The organism is Streptosporangium sp. NPDC051022 (genome assembly GCF_040683035.1).
In the GTDB taxonomy this organism is placed as follows: domain Bacteria; phylum Actinomycetota; class Actinomycetes; order Streptosporangiales; family Streptosporangiaceae; genus Streptosporangium.
Genome location: NZ_JBFBCF010000014.1, coordinates 169,693 through 189,830 on the forward strand (window position 1 = coordinate 169,693; position 20,138 = coordinate 189,830).

Genomic DNA, 20,138 nt, shown 5'->3' on the forward strand with positions numbered 1-20,138 from the left:
TGTCACCTTTCGATCAGCTCGGAGATCTCGGCGGCGCGGTGGCAGGCGACCAGGCTCGCGCCGTGGGGCCGGAGCTCCTGCTCCTGTTCCCGGCATTCGTCGATGGCGAAGGGGCAGCGCGACGCGAGGGCACAGCCCTCGACGGCGCCCGCGTCCTCCAGGTTTCTGGTCAGTTCGACCTGGGGGCCGGTGAACCCGGCGCCCAGGCTGGGCGCGCTGGACAGCAGCGCCCGGGTGTAGGGGTGGCGGGGGCTGCCGAAGACCTCCTCGACGGGGCCCTCCTCCACGATCCGGCCCAGGTAGAGCACCACGATCCGGTCGCAGAACCCGCGCACCGTCGCCAGGTCGTGGGAGATGAAGACCGAGCCGCGCGAGCGGTCGCCGCTGACCTCGGCGATCACCTTCAGGATCTGGGCCTGCACGGTGACGTCGAGCGCCGAGGTCGGCTCGTCGAAGACGATGAGGTCGGGGTCGCCGACGAGCGCGCGGGCGATGCCGATCCGCTGCGCCTGGCCTCCGGACAGCTCGTGCGGGCGCCGCCGCAGGATCGACGGGTCCAGCTCCATGCGTTCGAGCGCGCGGGCGACGCGCTCGGCCACCTCCTTGGCGGGCACCCCGGCGGCGCGCAGCGGCTCCCCGATCGCGTCCTCCACGGTGCGCCGGGGGCTGAGCGAGCCGATGGGGTCCTGGAAGACCATCTGGGCCCGGGTGCGCAGCATGCGCAGCTCCCTGCCGCGCACCCGGGCGAGGTCGCGGCCCGCCACCTCGACACGGCCCCGCGCGGGCGGGACCAGGCCGAGCATCAGGCGGGCCAGGGTGCTCTTGCCGCAGCCGCTCTCCCCGACGACGCCGAGGGTCTCCCCCGCGGCGACGCTGAGGTCGATCCCGCGCAGGGCGTGGTGACCGCCGCCGAAACGGCCCCGGTAGACGACGTGCGCGTCCTCGATCCTCAGGACCGTCCCGTCCCCGTCCGGGCGCGGGCCCCCGCCGGCGGAGGCGCTCGCGGGACGCCCGTTCCCGGCGGACCCGCCCGGGGCGGCACCGTTCGGAACGGACGCCTTCACCTCGGACGCCCTCACCTCGGGCGCCTCCGCCGCGGGCGCGCCGGTCTCCGGGCGGTCCGTCTTCCGCGACGCCGTACCGGACGGATTCCGCGACGCCGTACCGGACGGGCCGGCGGCGGACTTCGAGCGGGGGTGGAAGCAGGCGACGCTCCAGTCCGGGGTGAGGTTCCCGGTCACGGGGCGTTCCGCCGTGCACGACTCGGTCGCGTGCGCGCAGCGCGGCGCGAACGGGCAGGAGGACGGCGCCTGCCGCATCAGCGGCATCGAGCCCCCGGTGACGGCCACGGGGCGCCCGTCGATGTCGGGCACCGAGCGCAGCAGCGCCCGCGTGTAGGGGTGGGCCGGCTCGCTCAGCACCCGGGCGGCGGGGCCGCTCTCGACCACCGTGCCCGCGTAGAGCACCACGACGCGGTCGCAGACCTCCGCGATCGACGCCAGGTCGTGGGAGATCAGCAGGACGCCGCGCCCCTCGGTGTCCGCGGCGCTCCTGAAGCGGGTCAGGATCTCCCGGGTGAGGGTCACGTCCAGGCCGGTGGTCGGCTCGTCCGCGATCAGCAGGCCGGGGGCGCACCCCGTGGCGAGCGAGATCATGACGCGCTGCGCCATGCCTCCGGACAGCTCGTGCGGGTAGGCCCCCAGGCGCCGTTTCGGGTCGCGGATGCCGACCGACTCGAACAGCTCGGCGGCGGTCTCCGCGGCCGTCGCCGGGGTCATGGCCCGGTGGGTGACCAGCCGGTCGACCAGCTGGCGGCCGACGGTGCGGGTCGGGCTGAGCGCGCCTCGCGGGTTCTGGAAGCAGATCGCCGCCCCCTTCCCGCGGAACGCCTCCAGCGCGGCACGGTCCATCGTCAGCACGTCCGTGCCGTCGAAGAGCACCCGGCCCGTCGCGTCCGAGCCCGCGGGCAGCAGGCCGACGATCGAGCGGGCCACCATGCTCTTGCCGCCGCCGCTCTCACCGACCAGGCCGACGACCTCGCCGGAGCCGACGCGCAGGTTCGCCCCGCTCAGCGCGGCCACCTCGCGGCCCGGTCTGCGGATCACGACGGAGAGGTCCTCGATCGAAAGGAGTGTCATCGTCCGTCACCTCCTGGTGGAGTCGGCGCGTTCCTGCAGGCCCTCGCCGAGGAGGCTGAAGCCCAGAACGCTGATGAGCAGGAAGAGGCCGGGCGGTACCGAGGTCCACCACCGGCCCGCGACGACGTCGCCGGTGCCGAGGCTGATCATCGCCCCCCATTCGGCGGTGGGGACCGGGACGCCGAGCCCCAGGAAGGACAGCCCCGCCAGGGTGAGCATCGCCCAGCCGCAGTTGAGCGGCGCGATGACGCGCACGGGCGTGAGGCTGTTGGGCAGCACGTGCCGCCAGAGCACGACCCAGGAGGAGGAGCCCGAGGTGCGGGAGGCCTCGATGAAGGGCAGTTCCCTGACCGAACGCACCTCGGCGCGGACCAGCCGGGCGTAGGCGGGCGCGTTCACCAGGGCGATGACCGCGATCAGGTTGACCGTGCCGCTGCCCAGCAGCGCGGCGACGGCCAGGGCCAGGATGAAGGTGGGGAAGGCCTGGAAGACGTCCAGCACCCGCATCAGGACGTCGTCGATCCAGCCGCCCCGGTATCCGGCGACCAGGCCGACCAGGCTGCCCGCGACGACCGCCAGGGCCACGGCCGCGACGGCGATGCCGAGGTCGAGGCGGGCGGCGTGCAGGACCCGGCTCCAGACGTCCATGCCGTTGAGGTCGGTGCCCAGGAGGTGGGCGCCGCCCGGCGCGGCGAGGGAGGCCGCGGAGTCGATCTCCTCGGGGCCCCAGGAGCTCAGCAGCGGCGCGAGCAGGGCCGCCGCGACGACCAGGATCAGCAGGGCCGAGCCGACCCTGATCAGGGACGACGCGAACCGGCCCTCCCCGCCGGTCTCCCGGACTCGTGCGGTCGCGGCCATCAGATCCTCACTCTCGGGTCGAGGATCGCGTGGACCACGTCGGCGATCAGGAAGACCACCACGTAGAACAGCGCGATGACGAGCACCGACGCCTGCACGACCGGGTAGTCCCGGAACAGCAGGCCGCGCAGCGCCCATTGGCCGAAGCCCTGCCAGGAGAAGACGTACTCGACGAGCACGGTCGAGCCGATGGCGAAGCCGAACACCAGCGCGGCCAGGGCGGGCAGCCGTACCAGGGCCGCCCGCAGGAGGTAGCCGCGCAGCAGCAGCCGCTGCTTCAGCCCGTGCGCGGCGGCGGCGGTGTAGGCCTCCGAGCCCAGCACCTCCAGCGCGGAGGCCCGGACGCTGCGCAGCAGCGGCGCGATGATGACGATCACCAGGGTGGCCACCGGAAGCACGAGGTGCTCCAGCGCGGAGACGAAGGCGGGCCCGTTGGCCGTCAGCGCCGCGTCGAGCAGGTCGGCGCCGGTGATCAGGCTCAGCTCGGTGTCCGGGTCGACGCGACCGCTGGGCGCCGGGGCCCAGCCGAGGCCGTTGTAGGCGACCAGGACCAGCACCAGGCCGAGCCAGAACTCCGGGACGGAGTTGCCGACGAGCGCCGCGACGCGGACGGTGTGGTCGCCGAACCGGCCGGCGTGCCGCGCCGACCAGATGCCGAACACGGTGGCGCCGACGAGCGCGACGGCCAGGGCGATGACGACGAGTTCCATGGTCGGCCCGACCCGCACGGCCATCTCGGAGCCCACGGGGGCGCCGCTCTGGATCGAGGTGCCGAAGTCGCCGGTGAACAGTCCCCCGACGTAGTCGAGGAACTGCCGCCACAGGGGCTGGTCGAGTCCGAACCTGGCCCGCGCGGCGGCGGCGTCGGCCTCCGTCGCGTTGGGCCCGAGGATGGTCCGGATCGGGTCACCCGGCAGGACCCTGACGAGGAGGAAGGTGAGGACGACCACCCCGAGGAGCACCGGGACGAGCTGGAGCAGCCGTGCGAGAACGAAGCGGAGGATACGCATGGATCACTTGGCGATGCTCAGGTAACGCAGCCGGGCGAGACCGTCCATCGGCTGCACCCATCCGGCCACCTCCTCGCGCACCGGAAGGGTGAAGTTGGGCTGGCAGACCATGATCCAGGGAACGTCCTCGGCCAGGATCTCCTGCACGCGCAGCCACAGCTCGGCGCGCTTCGCCTCGTCGACGACGGTGTGGGAGCGCTCGAAGATCTTCTCGATCTCCGGGTTGGTGTAGTTGGAGTAGTTCAGGTTGGCCGCCTTGGTGAGGCTGGTGCCGAGCATGTACTCCACGTCGTTCACCCAGAGCTCGCCGAGCGTGATCTGCAGCGGGATGTTCCGCTTCTCCCTGCGCTCGGCGAGCGTCGCGGGGTCGAGCGCGGTGAGCTTCAGCTCGATGCCCGCCTTCCTGGCCTCGCTCTGCACGAGCACGGCCAGCTGCTGCTGCTCGTCGCTGTCGGTCTGGAAGACCAGCTCGGAGCTGATCTGGCCCTTGCCCGCCTCGGCCAGCGCCTGCTTGGCCTTGGCCAGGTCGTAGGTGTAGGGGTAGCCGGTCTCCGAGTAGCCGGGCATGTCCAGCGGCACAATGCTCTTGGACGGCCTGGCGTCGCCGCCGTAGACGTTGGCGATGATCTGCTCGTACGGCACGGCGTAGGCGAGCGCCTTGCGCACCCGGGGGTCGTCGAAGGGCGCCGTGGTGGTCGACATCTGGACGGTGACCTGGCTGTTGCTCGGCGCGGAGATGACCTTGACGCCCTTGGTGTTCTTCAGGTCCTTGATGTCGCGCCGGCTGATGCCGAAGGCGATGTCGATGTCGCCGTTCTGCAGCTGGAGGCGCTGGTTGGAGGCGGCGGGCACCACGCTGAGCCGGATCTTCGCGGCCTTGGCGCCGTCGGGGCCGGGGTAGCCCGTGTTGGCGGTCAGCACGACCTCCTGCCCCTGGGTGGCCTTCTCCACGTTGAAGTAGCCACCGGTCGGCGCGTTCTTGGCGAACCACTCCTTGGCCCAGGGGTCGTCGGCCGTCGCGTGCTTCTTCGCCTCCTCCGAGTCGAAGACGTACAGCGAGATGGCCTGGATCTGCCGGGTCAGCGCGCTGGGGAAGGCCTGGTGGAAGCGGACGGTGTAGTCGTCGACGACCTCGACCTGGTCGGCCTTGGTGAGCCCGATCAGCCGGTAGATGCCCGCGACGTTCGCCTGCGCGGCGAAGGCCCGGTCCTTGGACCACTTGACGTCCTTGGCGGTCATCTCGTTGCCGCTGGCGAACTTGACGCCCTTGCGCAGCTTGAGCGTCCACACCTTGTTGTCCGCGTCGGGCTCGAAGGACTCGGCGAAGGTGGGGGCGATGCCCGAGGTGTCGAGGATCTGGCCGCCGTCGACCGGCTTGACGCCGTAGTCGATCATGTAGGGGAAGACGTTCTTGTGGAGCATCAGGGCGATCAGGTCGAAGCCCACGAAGTCCTGGTCCCAGCTGCTGATGTAGCTGTTGACCGCGATCCGCAGCGTGGAGGCCCCGGGGCCCTGCGAGGCACCGCCGGCGCCGGCGGAACCGGCCTTGGTGCCCGCGGCGCAGCCGCTCGCGAGCAGGAGAGCGATTCCGCCGCCCAGCTGGAGAGCCGAGCGACGGGACAAGATGGGCGATCCCGAGCTGTCCGGGCGAGCGAAGCCGGGCATGGCAGTCCTCCAGAGGCCGCGAAGAAATAGGCCACGGGGCGGACGGCTCGTTCCCGTTCACCGCCCACCTGGCCTACACGTGCCGTTTGTTCTATCAGACCTGAGTTCAGTGAACAAGGGATAAAAATTTGTTCACACGCAAACGCGCTGATGAAAGCGCCCCCTAAAGGATCACCAAGCCCTTCCGAGAAGGTTTGTTCACTGAATTTCACAAACCGTGTCACGTAGAAACGATCACGCCTGACGACACGCCCTCCACCGCCCCGATGCTTGATCTCGCGTGGAAAGGGCACGCGAGCACCACAGGGGTTCCACGACCGGGAAGGGCTCACGGACATGACCGAACGTCAGAGAGTCGTCATCGTGGGAGGGGGCTTCGCGGGCTTCACCGCGGCCAGGACCCTCTCCCGGATCGCCAGGGGCGCCGTCGAGATCACGCTGATCAACCCGACCGACTACTTCCTCTACCTGCCGCTGCTGCCCGAGGTCGCGGCCGGGATCCTCGACCCGCGCAAGGTCGCGATCCCGCTGTCGGGCACCTGCCCGGGAGTACGGCACCTGCTCGCCACCGTGACGTCGGTGGACGTGGACGACAGGCGGGTGCACTGCACCGACGCCGAGGGAGGCCACCGCGACCTCCGCTACGACCGTCTGGTGATCGCCGCCGGCAGCGTCAACAAGCTGCTGCCGGTGCCGGGGGTCGCCGAGCACGCGCACGGCTTCCGCAGCATCGCCGAGGCCCTCTACCTGCGCGACCACCTCATCCGCCAGATCGAGCTCGCCGACGCCTCGGACGACCCCGAGGAGCGCCGGGCCCGCTGCACGTTCGTCGTCGTGGGCGCCGGATACACCGGGACCGAGGTGGCGGCGCAGGGGCAGCTGCTGACCCTCGCCGCGCACCGGCGGCGGCCCGGCCTGCGCGACCGGCCGGTCCGCTGGATCCTCGCCGACCTGGCCCCGCGCATCCTGCCCGAACTCGACGAGCGCCTGTCGCGGACCGCGCACCACACCCTGTCCGAACGCGGGATCGAGATCCGCACCGGGACCAGCGTGGCCGAGGCGACCTCCGCCGGGGTCAAGCTCTCCGACGGGGAGTTCGTGCCGACCCGCTCGCTGATCTGGTGCGTGGGCGTGCGGCCCGACCCGCTCGTGGAGTCACTGGGGCTGCCGACGGAGAAGGGCAGGCTGCTGGTCGACGAGTACCTCACCGTGCCGGGCCACCCGGAGATCTTCGCCTGCGGGGACGCGGCCGCGGTTCCCGACCTGACCAGGCCGGGCGAGTACACCGCGATGACCGCCCAGCACGCCGGCCGCCAGGGCAGGCGCGCCGCGCGCAACATCGCGGCCTCCTACGGCCGGGGAAAGCGCGAGCCGTACCGGCACGACGACCTCGGGTTCGTCGTCGACCTGGGAGGGCTCAAGGCCGCCGCGAACCCGCTGGGCGTATCGCTGTCCGGGCTGCCCGCCAAGGTGGTCACCCGGGGTTACCACCTGCTCGCCGTACCGCGGGGCCGGGCGCGCATCGCCGGGAACTGGCTGCTGGACACGGTACTGCCGCGCCAGACGGTCCAGCTCGACCTGGTGCACGGCTCGCAGGTCCCCCTGGAGAGCTGCGCCCCCGGCGAGGAGGTCCGCCAGAGCTGAGACGCGACCCTCACGTGGGGTTTCGCTCCGGTGCGGAAATCACATTCCGGACGACCCTTGACTCGTCTTCCCAGGCAAGTATCTTTTCTTTTAGGAAACTTTCCTAAGGAAAAGCCCGGCCGGCCACTTCCGCCGCTCCAACCCCCACGGAGGAAGCACACGTGAAAGCCAGCAAGTGGGCGGCTGCCCTCTCCACGACCGCACTGCTCACGACCGGCCTGCTGATGGGCACGACGTCCGGCGCCTACGCGATCCCGGACAACTGCACCACCAGCGTCTCGGGATCGACGGCCTCCAGCTACTGCGCCGGCGGCACCGGCGAGCACTATGTCTCCGTGGTCTTCCGGCACCCCAACCCGTGGATCCCCGGCCTCCAGCAGATCTCCGGGCCGTGGAAGCCCGCCGGACAGACCTCCTCTGTCACGGTGAACCTCGGGACGATCGTCTCCGTCAGCGTGATCAAGCGCTGACCTTCTCCGTGCGGTCGTCATCCGCGAACGGGCACCGGTATCCCGGCTGCCACACGGCGTCCCCGGCGGCCACCCCTTCCGGAAAGAGCATCCCCCACCTCTCCAGCCATCAGAGGAAGCACACGTGAAAGCACGCACCCGGGCGCTCGCCCTCTCCGCCACCACCCTGCTCGCCGGCGCGTTCCTGGCGGCCGGGGCCTCCACCGCCCACGCCGCCCCCGAGAACTGCACGGTCTCGGTGTCGGGGTCCTACGCCTCCAGCTACTGCCCCTCCGGCAGCGGGCAGCACCAGGTCGCCATCACCGTCCTGCACGCCAACCCCTCCGTGGGCTACGTCTACAACGTGGGACCGTGGCAGCCCGCCGGGGCCACCTCCACGGCCTACATCCCCCCGGGGACGATCATCTCCCTGCGGGTGAACAAGCGCTGAGGAAGGCCCGGAAGGGCATCCGCGCGAACGGCCCCGGCCACCCGGCCGGGGCCGTTCGTGTCACGCCGGACCCCGGCGATCCGGCCAGCTCCGCCGATCGCCCCGATCCGGCCCCCCCGAGGTCACCCGAGCACGGCCACCGAGTGGCCGCCGGGCGCGCACGAGACGCGCCCGCGGCCATTCGGTGGCCGTTTTTCATGATGTTCACGACTTTCACGATGTTCACGACGGCCGTCCTCCCGGACCCCGCTGTACCCCCTGAGCCGCCGGGACCTTTCGCTTCCCTCCACGCCACTTGACAGATCACCACAGACACATCAAATTAGGTAAGGCTTACCTAAAATTAGGCAAGGCTTACCTAACCCATATATCCTGCCCGAAAGGCATACAAAGTGGACGGGATCGGAACCCGGGTGGCCCTGGTGACCGGGGCCGCGCAGGGCATCGGGGCGGCGGTCTGCGAGGCCCTGGCCGGAGCCGGGGCGCGGGTCGCGGCGGCCGACATGCGGATCGGGCGGCCGGGAGGGCCCGCGGGCACGGTGCCGTACTCGGTGCCGTACGCAGTGCCGTACTTGGTGCCGTACGCGGTGCCGTATTCGATGGACGTGCGCGACCCCCGGGCGGTCGAGGAGACCGTCGAGCGCGTGGAGAGGGATCTCGGCCCGATCGACATCCTCGTCAACGTCGCCGGGGTGCTGCTGCCCGGCCGGGCCGAGGAGACCGAGGACGAGCGGTGGCGGCAGACGTTCGCGGTCAACACCGACGGCGTGTTCCACACCTCCCGCGCGGTCGCCCGCCGGATGGCCCCCAGACGCCGCGGCGTGATCATCACCGTGGGGTCGAACGCCGCCGCGGTGCCCAGGATCGGCATGGCGGCCTACGCCGCCTCCAAGGCGGCCGCGGCGATGTTCACCAAGTGCCTGGGCCTGGAGCTGGCGACCTACGGCATCCGCTGCAACGTGGTCTCCCCCGGATCGACCGACACCTCCATGCTGCGGGCGCTGTGGGAGGGCAGGGAACCGGACGAGGCGCACAGCGCCACGCTCCACGGCGACCCCGCCGCCTTCCGGGTCGGCATCCCGCTGGGCCGCGTCGCCGAACCCGGGGACATCGCCGACGCCGTGCTCTTCCTCGCCTCCGAGCGGGCCAGGCACATCACCATGCACGACCTCTTCGTAGACGGCGGCGCGACCCTCCGCGCCTGACCAGATTGGACCTCGATGCATTCGCTGACAACCGTCGTTGATCCGCTCGCCGGGTACGAACACGGCGGGTCGGTGCTCTTCTCCTCTCCCCGCCGTACCCTGCTGACCCACGGCGTCGAAACCGTCGTCGGCGGCGACCTCGGCGGACTGGCGGACCGGGTGGCCGCCGCGCTCGGCCCGGACGGCGTGGCGGCCGGGGCGATCGGGTTCGACGGCACGGCCCACCTGGTCGTCCCCCAGGCCGCGACCTGGTCGGAGCCGCTGGAGCCCGGTGCGGGGTCGCCGCGCGGCGGCTGGCGGGTACGCCCCGTCCCCGCGCCCGAGGACTACACGAAGGCGGTACGGCAGGCACTGGAGTCCATGGACGCGGGCCACCTCGAAAAGGTGGTCCTCGCCAGGACCCTCGAACTCGGCTCGGACGACCCGATCGAGGTGCGCGAGCTGCTGCGTCCCCTCCTCGGCCACGGCTACTCCTTCGCCGCGCCGCTGCCCGGCGGCCACACGCTCATCGGCGCCAGCCCCGAACTGCTCGTCTCCCGCGACGGCCGGACGGTCGTCGCCAACCCCCTGGCGGGCTCCGCCGCCCGCTCCGCCGACCCCGCCGAGGACCGCCGCCGCGCCGAGGCCCTGGCCTCCTCCGCCAAGGACCGGCACGAGCACCGCCTGGTCGTCGCGGCCGTGACCGACGCGCTGCGGCCGTACTGCGCGGACCTGGACGTGCCCGCGGCGCCCGAACTGACGTCGACCGAGACGATGTGGCATCTGTCGACCCGCGTCACCGGCGTGCTGCGCGACCCCGGTGTCTCCGTCCTGGCCCTCGCCGCCGCGCTGCACCCGACCCCGGCGGTGTGCGGGACGCCCGAGACCGAGGCCCGGCTGGCGATCGAGCGGCTGGAGCCGTTCGACCGGGGCTTCTACACCGGGATGGTCGGCTGGGCCGACGCGGCGGGCGACGGCGAGTGGGCGGTGACCATCCGCTGCGCCACGATCGAGGAGCGCACGCTGCGGCTGTACGCGGGGGCGGGCATCGTGCCCGGCTCCGACCCCGAACGGGAGCTGGCCGAGACCTCCGCCAAGTTCCGCACCATGCTGCGGGCGCTGGGGGTGAGCCCCGATGCACTGGCCTGAGGACGTCGCCGCCCGCTACCGGGCCGCGGGCCACTGGCGGGGCGAGACCTTCGGGCGCATGCTGCGCGACCTGGCCGCCCGGTACGGCGAGCGCCCCGCGCTGGTCTCCCCCTCGGCCCGGTGGACCTACCGCGACCTGGACGAGCGGGCCGACCGGCTCGCCGCCGGGCTGCGCGGTCTCGGCATCGGGCCCGGCGACCGGGTCGTCGTGCAGCTGCCGAACGTGCCCGAGTTCCACCAGGTCTGCTTCGCGCTGTTCCGGCTCGGCGCGTGGCCGGTCTTCGCGCTGCCCGCGCACCGCTCGGCGGAGATCTCCTACTTCTGCGCGTTCACCGAGGCCGCCGCCTACGTCTGCCCGGACGACGGCCACCGGGCCTTCGCCCCGGACACCCCCGCGCTCGTGCTGGGAGAGCTACCCGAGGCCGACCCCGTCGAACTGCCGGAGCCCGACCCCGCCGGAGTGGCATTCCTCCAGCTGTCGGGCGGCAGCACCGGGCTGCCCAAGCTGATCCCCCGGACCCACGACGACTACATCTACAGCTTCCGGGCCAGCGCCGAGATCTGCGGGCTGACCCCGGACAGCGTCTACCTGTGCGCGCTGCCCGCCGCGCACAACTTCCCGATGAGCTCCCCCGGGGTCTTCGGCGCGCTCAGCGCCGGGGCGGCCTCCGTCCTGGCCCCCGACCCCAGCCCCGGCACCTGCTTCCCGCTGATCGAACGCGAGCGCGTCACCATCACCGCGCTGGTCCCGCCGCTCGCGCTGGTCTGGCTGGACGCCGCGGCGGCGGGCGCGCACGACCTGTCCAGCCTGCGGGTGCTGCAGGTCGGCGGGGCCAAGTTCAGCCGGGAGGCGGCCAAGCGGGTCGGCCCCGAGCTGGGCTGCACGCTGCAGCAGGTCTTCGGCATGGCCGAGGGACTGGTCAACTACACCAGGCTCGACGACCCCGAGGACGTGATCGTCTCGACCCAGGGCCGTCCCATCTCACCCGACGACGAGATCCTCGTCGTGGACGACGAGGACCGCGAGAGCGAAACGGGCCACCTGCTGACCCGCGGGCCGTACACCATCCGCGGCTACTGGCGGGCCGAGGAGCACAACCGGACCGCCTTCACCGCCGACGGGTTCTACCGGACCGGCGACATCGTCCGGCGTACCCCCACCGGCCACCTGGTGGTCGAGGGCCGCGCCAAGGACCAGATCAACCGGGGCGGCGACAAGATCGCCGCCGAGGAGGTGGAGAACCACCTCCTGGCCCATCCGGCGATCCACGACGCCAACGTGGTCGCCGTCCCCGACCCCTACCTCGGCGAGCGCACCTGCGCGTACGTGATCTGCCGGGGCGAGGCGCCCTCGAAGGCCGCGCTCCGGGCGTTCCTTCGCGACCGCGGCATCGCCGCCTTCAAGATCCCCGACCGTTTCGAGTTCGTCGACGCCTTCCCGCAGACCGCGGTCGGCAAGGTCAGCAAGCGCCACCTACGTGAGAGGACATGACGATCATGGCGATCCCCTCGATCCAGCCCTACCCGATGCCGGTCGAGCTGCCGGTCAACCGGGTCGAGTGGCGTCCGGAGGCCGACCGCGCCGTGCTGCTCGTCCACGACATGCAGAACTACTTCCTGCGGGCCTTCCCCGCGGGCCAGTCGCCGACGGTCGAGCTGATGTCCAACGTCCTGGCGCTGCGCGAGCGCTGCGCCGACCTCGGGGTGCCCGTCGTCTACTCGGCGCAGCCCGGCGGGCAGAGCACCGAGCAGCGCGGGCTGCTGCTCGACTTCTGGGGCGACGGCATCGGCCACGACCCCCGGGAGGCCATGATCACCGACGAGCTGGCGCCCCGCGAGGGCGACGTGCTGCTCACCAAGTGGCGCTACAGCGCCTACCAGCGGACCGCCCTGGCCGACCTGATGGCCGAGCAGGGCCGTGACCAGCTCATCGTCTGCGGCGTCTACGCGCACATCGGCGTGCTGATGACCGCCTGCGAGGCGTTCATGCGCGACGTCCAGGCCTTCGTGGTCGCCGACGCCGTGGCGGACTTCTCCCTCGACCACCACCGGATGGCCCTGACCTACGCCGCCGAGCGCTGCGCGGTCACCGTCACCACCCGGCAGGTCAGCCGCGCGCTCTCGGCGGAGGTGGCCGGTGTCTGAGGCCGCCGAACGGCTGCGCGCCGAGATCGCCGAACTGCTCTACCTGGAGCCGGAGGAGCTGGGATTCGACGACGACCTCGTCGAGGCCGGACTCGACTCGATCAGGGTGATGACGCTGATCGAGCGGCGCCGCCGCGAGGGCGTCGAGGTCGGCTTCCCCGAGCTCGTGGAGAGGCCGACCATCGCGGCCTGGGCGGAGCTGCTGGGATGAGTGCCGGGACGAGTACGGGGACGGGTGCCGGGATGACGACCTCCGAGGCCTTCCCGCTCACCGGGGCCCAGGCCGGGATCTGGTTCGCCCAGCGCCTGGATCCCGGCAACCCCGTCTACAACACCGCCGACCGGATCGACGTCCACGGCCCCGTCGACCCGGCCCTGTTCGAACGCGCCCTGCGGCGCTGCCTGGCCGAGGCCGAGCCGCTCCGCCTGCGCTTCACCGAGGAGCCCGCCCAGTACCTGCCGGAGACGGACTCGCTGCGCGACTCCATCGCCTTCCTGGACCTGCGCGACCGGCCCGACCCCGGGGCCGCCGCCGACGCCTGGATGCGCGCCGACGTCGGGACGCCGGTCGACGTGGTGGCCGGGCCGCTGTCCGGTCACGCCCTGCTGCGTCTGGCCGACGACCGGTTCGTGTGGTACATGCGGGTGCACCACATCCTGATCGACGCCTACGCGCTGTCGATGCTGGTCGGCCGGGTCGCGGAGATCTACAACGCGCTGCTGGACGGCCTTCCTCCGGGGCCGGGGCCGTTCGGCGGCCTGCTGCCCGTGCTGGAGGAGGAGAAGGCCTACCTGGCCTCGGAGCGCCACGCCCGGGACCGGGCCTACTGGCTCGACCGGCTGGCCGGGGAGGGCGCGATCCCCGAACCCGCGGGTCTCGCCGGCCTGCCCGCGATGTCGGCCGGCGAGGTCCTGCGGCACCGTACGGAGCTGCCGGCCACCGGGCACTGGGATCCGCTCGCCCGGCAGGCGCGGGCGACCTGGGCGGACGTGGCCGCGGCCGGGCTGGCCGTCTATCTCGGGCGGCTCACCGGGGCCACCGACGTCCTGATCGGCCTGCCGCTGATGAACCGCTCCGGAGCCGCCCTCAGGGTGCCGTGCCTGGCGGTCAACGTGCTCCCGCTCAGGCTCGACGTGCGCCCCGGCATCCCGCTCGGCGACCTCGTCCGCCAGGCCGCGCGGCGGGTCGCGGAGGCCCGCAGGCACTCCCGCTACCGGATCGAGGAGCTCCGCCGCGAACTCGGCCTGTCGGGCACCTCGCGGGCCCTGTTCGGGCCGCTGCTCAACATCAAGCCCTTCACGTCCGAGGTGAAGTTCGGCGGCGCCCGCGCCACGGTCGACAACCTCGCCGCCGGGCCGGTGGACGACCTGGCCGTCGCGCTGCTCCTCGACGGCGACCGCCTCACCCTCGAACTCGACGGCAACGCCGCCCTCTACTCGGAGGAGTCGCTCGCCGCGCACGCCCGCCGGCTGGCGCGGCTGCTGACGGCCCTGGCCACCACGCCGCCGGAGACCCCCGTCGGCCGTCTGTCCCTGCTGACCGAGGAGGACGAGGCCGCCCTGGCCGCCTCCTCCGCCGTCTCCTTCCCCGCCGCCGGGCGCGCCCCGCAGTGCGGCGGCACGCCGAGGACCGTCGTCGAGAGCTTCGACGAGCAGGTGCGGCTGACCCCCGGCGAGGTGGCGCTGCGGTGCGCCGGACAGACACTGACCTTCGCCGAGCTGGCCGCGCGGGCCGACCGGCTGGCCCTGCGGCTGGCCGAGGAGGGCGCGGGCCCCGGGCGGATCGTCGCGCTGGAGCTGCCCCGCTCCGCCGACCTGGTGGTCGCGCTGCTCGCGGTACTGCGCAGCGGTGCCGCGTTCCTGCCGATCGACCCGGCCTATCCGGCCGAACGGCGGGAGTTCATGCTGGCGGACGCGCGGCCCTCGATCGTGGTCACCCCGCAGTGGCCGGCCGAACGGGAGACACCCCCGGCCACCGGTTCCGTGCCCGCCGCCGTGCCCGCCGCCGTGCCCGCCGCCGTGTCCACCGCCGTGTCCACCGCCGTGTCCGCTCCCGTGCCCGTGGAGCCCGACGACGCCGCCTACATCATCTACACCTCGGGATCGACCGGGCTGCCCAAGGGCGTGGTGGCCACCCACCGGGGTCTGGCGGCCCTGCTCGCCTCCCACCGCGAACGGCTGTTCCCCGCCGGAAGGCGGCTCCGGGTGGCGCACACCGCGTCCTTCTCGTTCGACGCCTCGCTGGACCCGCTGCTGTGGATGCTCGGCGGGCACGAGCTGCACCTGCTCGACGACGACACCTACCGCGACCCCGAGGCGCTGACCGCCTACGTCCGCGAGCAGGCCGTCGACTACCTCGACCTGACCCCCTCGCACCTGAAGGAGATGCCCGGCCTGATGACGGCGCCTCCGGGGATCGTGGTGGTCGGCGGCGAGGCCGTGCCCGAGCCGCTCTGGCGGAGGCTGCGCGAGCGCACCCTGGCGGTCAACCACTACGGCCCGACCGAGGTCACCGTCGACGCCTACACCTGGCTCGGCGACGGCCGGCAGGGGCCGACCTCGGGCACCCGCGCGCACGTGCTCGACCACGCCCTGCGGCCGGTGCCGCCCGGCGTCGCGGGTGAGCTGTACCTGTCCGGCGACGGCCTGGCGCGCGGCTATCTCGGCCGGCCCGCGCTGACCGCCGAGCGGTTCGTGGCCGGGCCCGGCGGCTCACGCATGTACCGGACCGGCGACCGGGCCCGCTGGACGCCCGGCGGGGGACTCGAACTCCTCGGGCGCACCGACGACCAGGTCAAGGTGCGCGGGATCCGCGTCGAGCCCGGCGAGATCGAGGCCGTCCTGGAACGGCATCCCGGTGTCGCCGCGGCGGCGGTGGCCGTCCGCGGGGACCGCCTGGTCGCCTACGCGGTACGGGCCGAACCCGCGCCCGCGACACCGGACGCGGCGGGCACGGCGGAGCTGCGGGAGTTCGTCGCGGGCAGTCTGCCCCCGGGCATGGTGCCCGCCACGGTCATGTGGCTGGAGGCGCTGCCGCGCACGCCGAACGGCAAGCTCGACCGTGCCGCCCTGCCCGACCCGGGCACGGCCGTACGGCGTGGCCGCGCGCCGCGCGGCCCGCAGGAGCGGGCGATGTGCGAGCTGTTCCGCGAGGTCCTCGGGGTGCCCGGCGTCGGGGCGGACGACGGCTTCTTCGACCTCGGCGGCCACTCGCTGCTCGCGGCGCGGCTGGCCGTGCGCGTCAAGGAGACCTTCGGCGTCCGGATGCCGATCGCCACGATCTTCGAGGTGCCCACGGCGGCCGGGCTGGTCGCCCGGCTGCCCGCGGGCCAGGCCGCCAGGCCGCCGCTACGGCCCGCCCCCCGGCCCACACCGATACCGCTGTCGTCCGCCCAGGCGAGGCTGTGGTTCCTGTACCGGATCGAGGGGCGGACCCCGACCTACAACATCCCGCTCGCGATCCGCCTGTCCGGCCCGATGGACCGCGACGCCCTGCGGGAGGCGCTCGGCGACGTCGTGGCCAGGCACGAGATCCTGCGGACGGTCTTCCCCGACGAGCAGGGCACGCCCAGGCAGCACATCCTGGATCCGGGTCCCGTCCCCCTGCCGGTCTGGCAGCCCGACGACCCGGCCGTGGCCATGCGGACGATCGCGCGGCGCGGGTTCGACCTGGCCGCCGAACCGCCGCTCCGCGCCCACCTGCTGCGCCGCGGTTCCGGAGACCACGTGCTGGTGCTGGTCCTGCACCACATCGCCGGCGACGGCTGGTCGACGGGGCCGCTGGTGCGCGACCTGCTCACCGCCTACGAGGCCAGGAGGTCCGGCGCCGCCCCGGCGTTCGAGCCGCTGCCGGTGCAGTACGCCGACTACACGCTCTGGCAGCTCGGCCTGCCGGACAACGACCTCACCCACTGGACGCGGGCCCTGGCGGGGCTGCCCGACCAGCTGGAGCTGCCCGCCGACCGGCCCAGACCGCCGGTTTCGAGCGGGGCAGGGGGGACGGTCCCGATCAGACTGGCCCCCGAGCTGGTCGCGGCCATCGAGGAGCTGGCGCGGGCGAGCCGTACCAGCGTGTTCATGGTCCTGCACGCCGCGCTCGCGGCGCTGCTCACCCGGCTCGGCGCGGGCACCGACATCCCGATCGGCACACCGGTCGCGGGCAGGCACGACAGCGCGCTGGACGACGCCGTCGGGTTCTTCGTCAACACGCTGGTACTGCGAGCGGACACCTCGGGCGACCCGTCCTTCGGCGAGTTGCTGGAGCGGGTCAGGACGGCCGACCTCGCCGCCTTCGACCACGCCGACCTGCCCTTCGAGCGGCTGGTCGAGGCGCTCAACCCGCCCCGGTCCCGCAACCGGCACCCGCTGTTCCAGGTGATGCTCGTGTACCAGAACGCCCCGGCGCCGGGGGTCGAGGTGGTGCACACCGGGACCGCCAAGTTCGACCTGACCCTGAACCTCGACGAGACCGGGGCCGGGTTCCTGGAGTACGGTTCCGACCTGTTCGACCGGGGGACGGCCGCGAGCATCGCCGGACGGCTGACCCGCCTGCTGGCCCAGGCCGTCGCCGACCCGGCCAGGCCGATCGGCGCGCTCGACATCATGGACGACGCCGAGCGCCGGACCGTGCTCAGGGAGTGGAACGGCGACCTGGTCAGCGAACCGGGCCCGACGCTGCCCGACCTGTTCGAGGCCCAGGTCCGCCGCACGCCGCGCGCCGTCGCCGTGGACCACCTCACCTACGCCGGGCTGAACGCGCGGGCCAACCGGCTGGCGCACAAACTCCTCGCGCACGGCGCGGGCCCCGGGGGCATCGTGGCGCTGTCGCTGCCCAGATCGGCGGACCTGGTGGTCGCGCTGCTCGCGGTGCTGAAGGCGGGGGCGGCCTACCTGCCGCTGGACCCCTCCTACCCCAGGGACCGGCTCGACTACATGATCGAGGACGCGGGTCCCGTCTGCGTGGTCGACACCGAGTGGCTGGACGACCTCGCCGACTGGTCCGCCCACGACCCGGAGCGGTCGCTCGCCCCGGGCGACGCCGCCTACGTGATCTACACCTCCGGCTCGACGGGCAGGCCGAAGGGGGTGCTCGTGTCGCACCACAACGTGGTCCGGCTGTTCGGCGCCACCGACCCGTGGTTCGGGTTCGGCCCCAAGGACGTGTGGACGCTGTTCCACTCCTACGCGTTCGACTTCTCGGTGTGGGAGCTGTGGGGGGCGCTGCTGTACGGCGGCCGCCTCGTCGTGGTGCCCTACGAGGTGAGCAGATCCCCCGCGGACTTCCTCGACCTGCTGGAGCGCGAGCGGGTCACCGTGCTCAACCAGACGCCCTCGGCCTTCTACCAGCTGGTCGCGGCCGACGACGGGCGTGACCTGGCGCTGCGGTACGTGGTGTTCGGCGGGGAGGCGCTGGAGCTGGCCCGGCTGGCCGACTGGTACGCCCGCAGGCCGGAGGGGCCGTCGCTGGTCAACATGTACGGCATCACCGAGACGACCGTGCACGTCACCCACATGCCGCTGTCCGCCGGTCACCGGGAGGGCAGCCTCGTCGGCCGGGGCATCCCCGACCTGCGGGTCTACCTGCTGGACGACGCCCTGCGGCCGGTTCCGCCCGGCGTCGTCGGCGAGATGTACGTGGCGGGCGACGGCCTGGCCCGGGGCTACCTCGGGCGTCCCGGGCTGACCGCCGAGCGGTTCGTCGCCGACCCGTACGGCCCGCCCGGCGGGCGCATGTACCGTTCGGGCGACCTCGCCCGCTGGCGGCGGGACGGCACCCTCGACTACGTGGGCCGGGCCGACCAGCAGGTCAAGGTCCGCGGCTTCCGGATCGAGCTCGGCGAGATCGAGGCGGTGCTGCTGCGGCATCCCTCGGTCGGGCAGGCCGCGGTGGTCGTCCGCGAGGACAGGCCCGGCGACAAGCGCCTGGTGGCCTACGTCGTCCCGGCCGGTCCCGCCCCGGACGACGGGCGGGAAACCGGGCGGGAGGCGACCGCCCCGGACACCGCCACGCCGGCCGCCCTCGCACCGGACGGCACGGCGCCGGAGGCGGCGATACCGGAGGCGGCGGCACCGGGCGCGGCCTGGCCGGACGCCGCCGAGCTGCGCGGGTTCGCGGCCCGGTCGCTGCCCGAGCACATGGTGCCCTCGGCGGTCGTCGGGATGGCGGCGCTGCCGCTCACCGTCAACGGCAAGCTCGACCGGAGGGCGCTGCCCGCGCCCACGGCGGCGGTCACCGAGGGGCGGCCACCGGCCAACCCCCGCGAGGAGACGCTCTGCGCGCTCTTCGCCGAGGTCCTCGGCCTGCCGAGGGTCGGCGTCGACGACGGTTTCTTCGACCTGGGCGGGCACTCCCTGCTCGCGGTACGCCTGGTCGCGCGGATCCGGGAGGTCCTCGGCGTCGAGGTCACCATCGGGTCGCTGTTCGAGGCGCCGACCGTCGCCGGGCTCGCCGCGCTGGCCGAGGGCGGCGCCACGATCGACCCCCTGGCGGTGCTGCTGCCGCTGCGCGAGTCGGGCTCCGGGGCGCCGCTGTTCTGCGTCCATCCGGCGGGCGGGCTGAGCTGGTGCTACAGCGGCCTGATCCGGCACGTGCCCGACCGTCCGATCTACGGCCTGCAGGCCCGCCACGACCCGCTGCCCACCTCGCTGCGGGAACTGGCCGCCGACTACGTGGCGCAGATCAGGCGGATCCGGCCCGAGGGGCCGTACCACCTGCTGGGCTGGTCGACCGGCGGCGTGATCGCGCAGGAGATGGCCGTGCAGCTGCGGCTGGCCGGGCAGAAGGTGGCGCTGCTGGCGATCCTGGACGCCTACCCGGCCGAGGGGCTGCGGGACCTGCCGGTCTCCGACGAGGCGGAGGCGCTGGAGGCGCTGCTCACCATGGGCGGGTTCACGCCGGACGCCGCGCTCACGATGGAGGGGGTCGTCGAGGTGCTGCGCCGCGAGGCGAGCCCGCTGTCCGGCCTGCCCGTCGAGACCCTCGGGTCGCTCAAGGACCTCTACCTGAACACCAACCACCTGGTCCGCGGCCTGGACACCCGGGTGTTCGACGGCGACGTGCTCTTCTTCCGCGCGACCGTCGACACGATCGACGACACCCTCACCCCCAACACCTGGCGGCCCCACGTCACCGGCGTCATCGACGCCCACGACGTGGCCTGCAGCCACAAGGACATGACCCGGCCGGGACCGATCGCCGAGATCGGCGCGATCGTCTCGGCCCGACTCAAGGAGCCGAACGCGTGAACCCCTTCGACGATCCCGACGGCGAGTTCCTCGTCCTGGTCAACGAGGAGGGCCAGCACTCCATCTGGCCGTCGTTCGCCGAGGTCCCCGACGGATGGACGGCCCGCTTCGGCCCCGACGCCCGCGCCGCCTGCCTCGCCTACGTCTCGGCCCACTGGACCGACCTGCGGCCCCGGAGCCTGTCCCGGTGAGAACGGGGC

The 20,138-nt window shown here is 73.0% G+C and carries 14 protein-coding genes; 10 read left to right on the plus strand and 4 right to left on the minus strand.

Annotated features, from left to right (window positions below; translation table 11 throughout):
* Positions 1-2: 2 nt before the first annotated feature.
* The 4 genes from AB0N02_RS23355 to AB0N02_RS23370 are packed head-to-tail and all read right to left on the minus strand — an operon-like array spanning position 3 to position 5,629.
* Positions 3-2,138 carry an ABC transporter ATP-binding protein gene (locus AB0N02_RS23355; protein ID WP_363950102.1) on the minus strand — a complete coding sequence of 712 codons (2,136 nt, stop codon included), beginning with the start codon at positions 2,136-2,138 and terminating at the stop codon, positions 3-5.
* Between the two features lie 6 nt (positions 2,139-2,144).
* Positions 2,145-2,996, minus strand: coding sequence for an ABC transporter permease (locus AB0N02_RS23360; RefSeq protein ID WP_363950105.1), 852 nt, complete (start codon positions 2,994-2,996; stop codon positions 2,145-2,147).
* Positions 2,996-4,006, minus strand: a complete 1,011-nt coding sequence (locus AB0N02_RS23365; protein ID WP_363950108.1) for an ABC transporter permease — start codon at positions 4,004-4,006, stop codon at positions 2,996-2,998. Before AB0N02_RS23365 ends, AB0N02_RS23360 begins: the two co-directional genes overlap by 1 nt.
* Before the next feature lie 3 nt (positions 4,007-4,009).
* On the minus strand, positions 4,010-5,629 hold the full coding sequence (locus AB0N02_RS23370) for an ABC transporter substrate-binding protein (protein ID WP_363950111.1): 1,620 nt from the start codon (positions 5,627-5,629) through the stop codon (positions 4,010-4,012).
* A gap of 378 nt (positions 5,630-6,007) precedes the next feature.
* Here AB0N02_RS23370 and AB0N02_RS23375 point away from each other — a divergent pair, with 378 nt between their 5' ends.
* The 10 genes from AB0N02_RS23375 (at position 6,008) to AB0N02_RS23420 (ending at position 20,129) form a co-directional block, all read left to right on the plus strand.
* Positions 6,008-7,315: an NAD(P)/FAD-dependent oxidoreductase gene (locus tag AB0N02_RS23375; protein WP_363950113.1), complete on the plus strand. Its 1,308-nt coding sequence runs from the start codon at positions 6,008-6,010 to the stop codon at positions 7,313-7,315.
* 161 nt (positions 7,316-7,476) lie between these two features.
* The gene (locus AB0N02_RS23380) at positions 7,477-7,785 is read left to right on the plus strand and encodes a hypothetical protein (protein WP_363950116.1); all 309 of its coding nucleotides are present in this window, start codon (positions 7,477-7,479) and stop codon (positions 7,783-7,785) included.
* 124 nt (positions 7,786-7,909) lie between these two features.
* Entirely contained in the window at positions 7,910-8,215 is a 306-nt protein-coding gene (locus AB0N02_RS23385) for a hypothetical protein (protein WP_363950118.1), read from the plus strand.
* 392 nt (positions 8,216-8,607) lie between these two features.
* The gene (locus AB0N02_RS23390) at positions 8,608-9,420 is read left to right on the plus strand and encodes a 2,3-dihydro-2,3-dihydroxybenzoate dehydrogenase (protein ID WP_363950121.1); all 813 of its coding nucleotides are present in this window, start codon (positions 8,608-8,610) and stop codon (positions 9,418-9,420) included.
* Between the two features lie 15 nt (positions 9,421-9,435).
* Positions 9,436-10,548, plus strand: coding sequence for an isochorismate synthase (locus AB0N02_RS23395; RefSeq protein WP_363950124.1), 1,113 nt, complete (start codon positions 9,436-9,438; stop codon positions 10,546-10,548).
* Positions 10,535-12,040: an AMP-binding protein gene (locus AB0N02_RS23400; protein WP_363950127.1), complete on the plus strand. Its 1,506-nt coding sequence runs from the start codon at positions 10,535-10,537 to the stop codon at positions 12,038-12,040. The genes AB0N02_RS23395 and AB0N02_RS23400 overlap by 14 nt, the downstream gene beginning before the upstream one ends.
* Before the next feature lie 5 nt (positions 12,041-12,045).
* Positions 12,046-12,693: an isochorismatase family protein gene (locus AB0N02_RS23405; RefSeq protein ID WP_363950221.1), complete on the plus strand. Its 648-nt coding sequence runs from the start codon at positions 12,046-12,048 to the stop codon at positions 12,691-12,693.
* Entirely contained in the window at positions 12,686-12,904 is a 219-nt protein-coding gene (locus tag AB0N02_RS23410) for a phosphopantetheine-binding protein (RefSeq protein WP_363950130.1), read from the plus strand. The genes AB0N02_RS23405 and AB0N02_RS23410 overlap by 8 nt, the downstream gene beginning before the upstream one ends.
* A gap of 32 nt (positions 12,905-12,936) precedes the next feature.
* On the plus strand, positions 12,937-19,938 hold the full coding sequence (locus AB0N02_RS23415) for an amino acid adenylation domain-containing protein (RefSeq protein WP_363950133.1): 7,002 nt from the start codon (positions 12,937-12,939) through the stop codon (positions 19,936-19,938).
* The gene (locus AB0N02_RS23420) at positions 19,935-20,129 is read left to right on the plus strand and encodes an MbtH family protein (RefSeq protein ID WP_363950136.1); all 195 of its coding nucleotides are present in this window, start codon (positions 19,935-19,937) and stop codon (positions 20,127-20,129) included. The genes AB0N02_RS23415 and AB0N02_RS23420 overlap by 4 nt, the downstream gene beginning before the upstream one ends.
* The last annotated feature ends 9 nt before the right edge of the window (positions 20,130-20,138 follow it).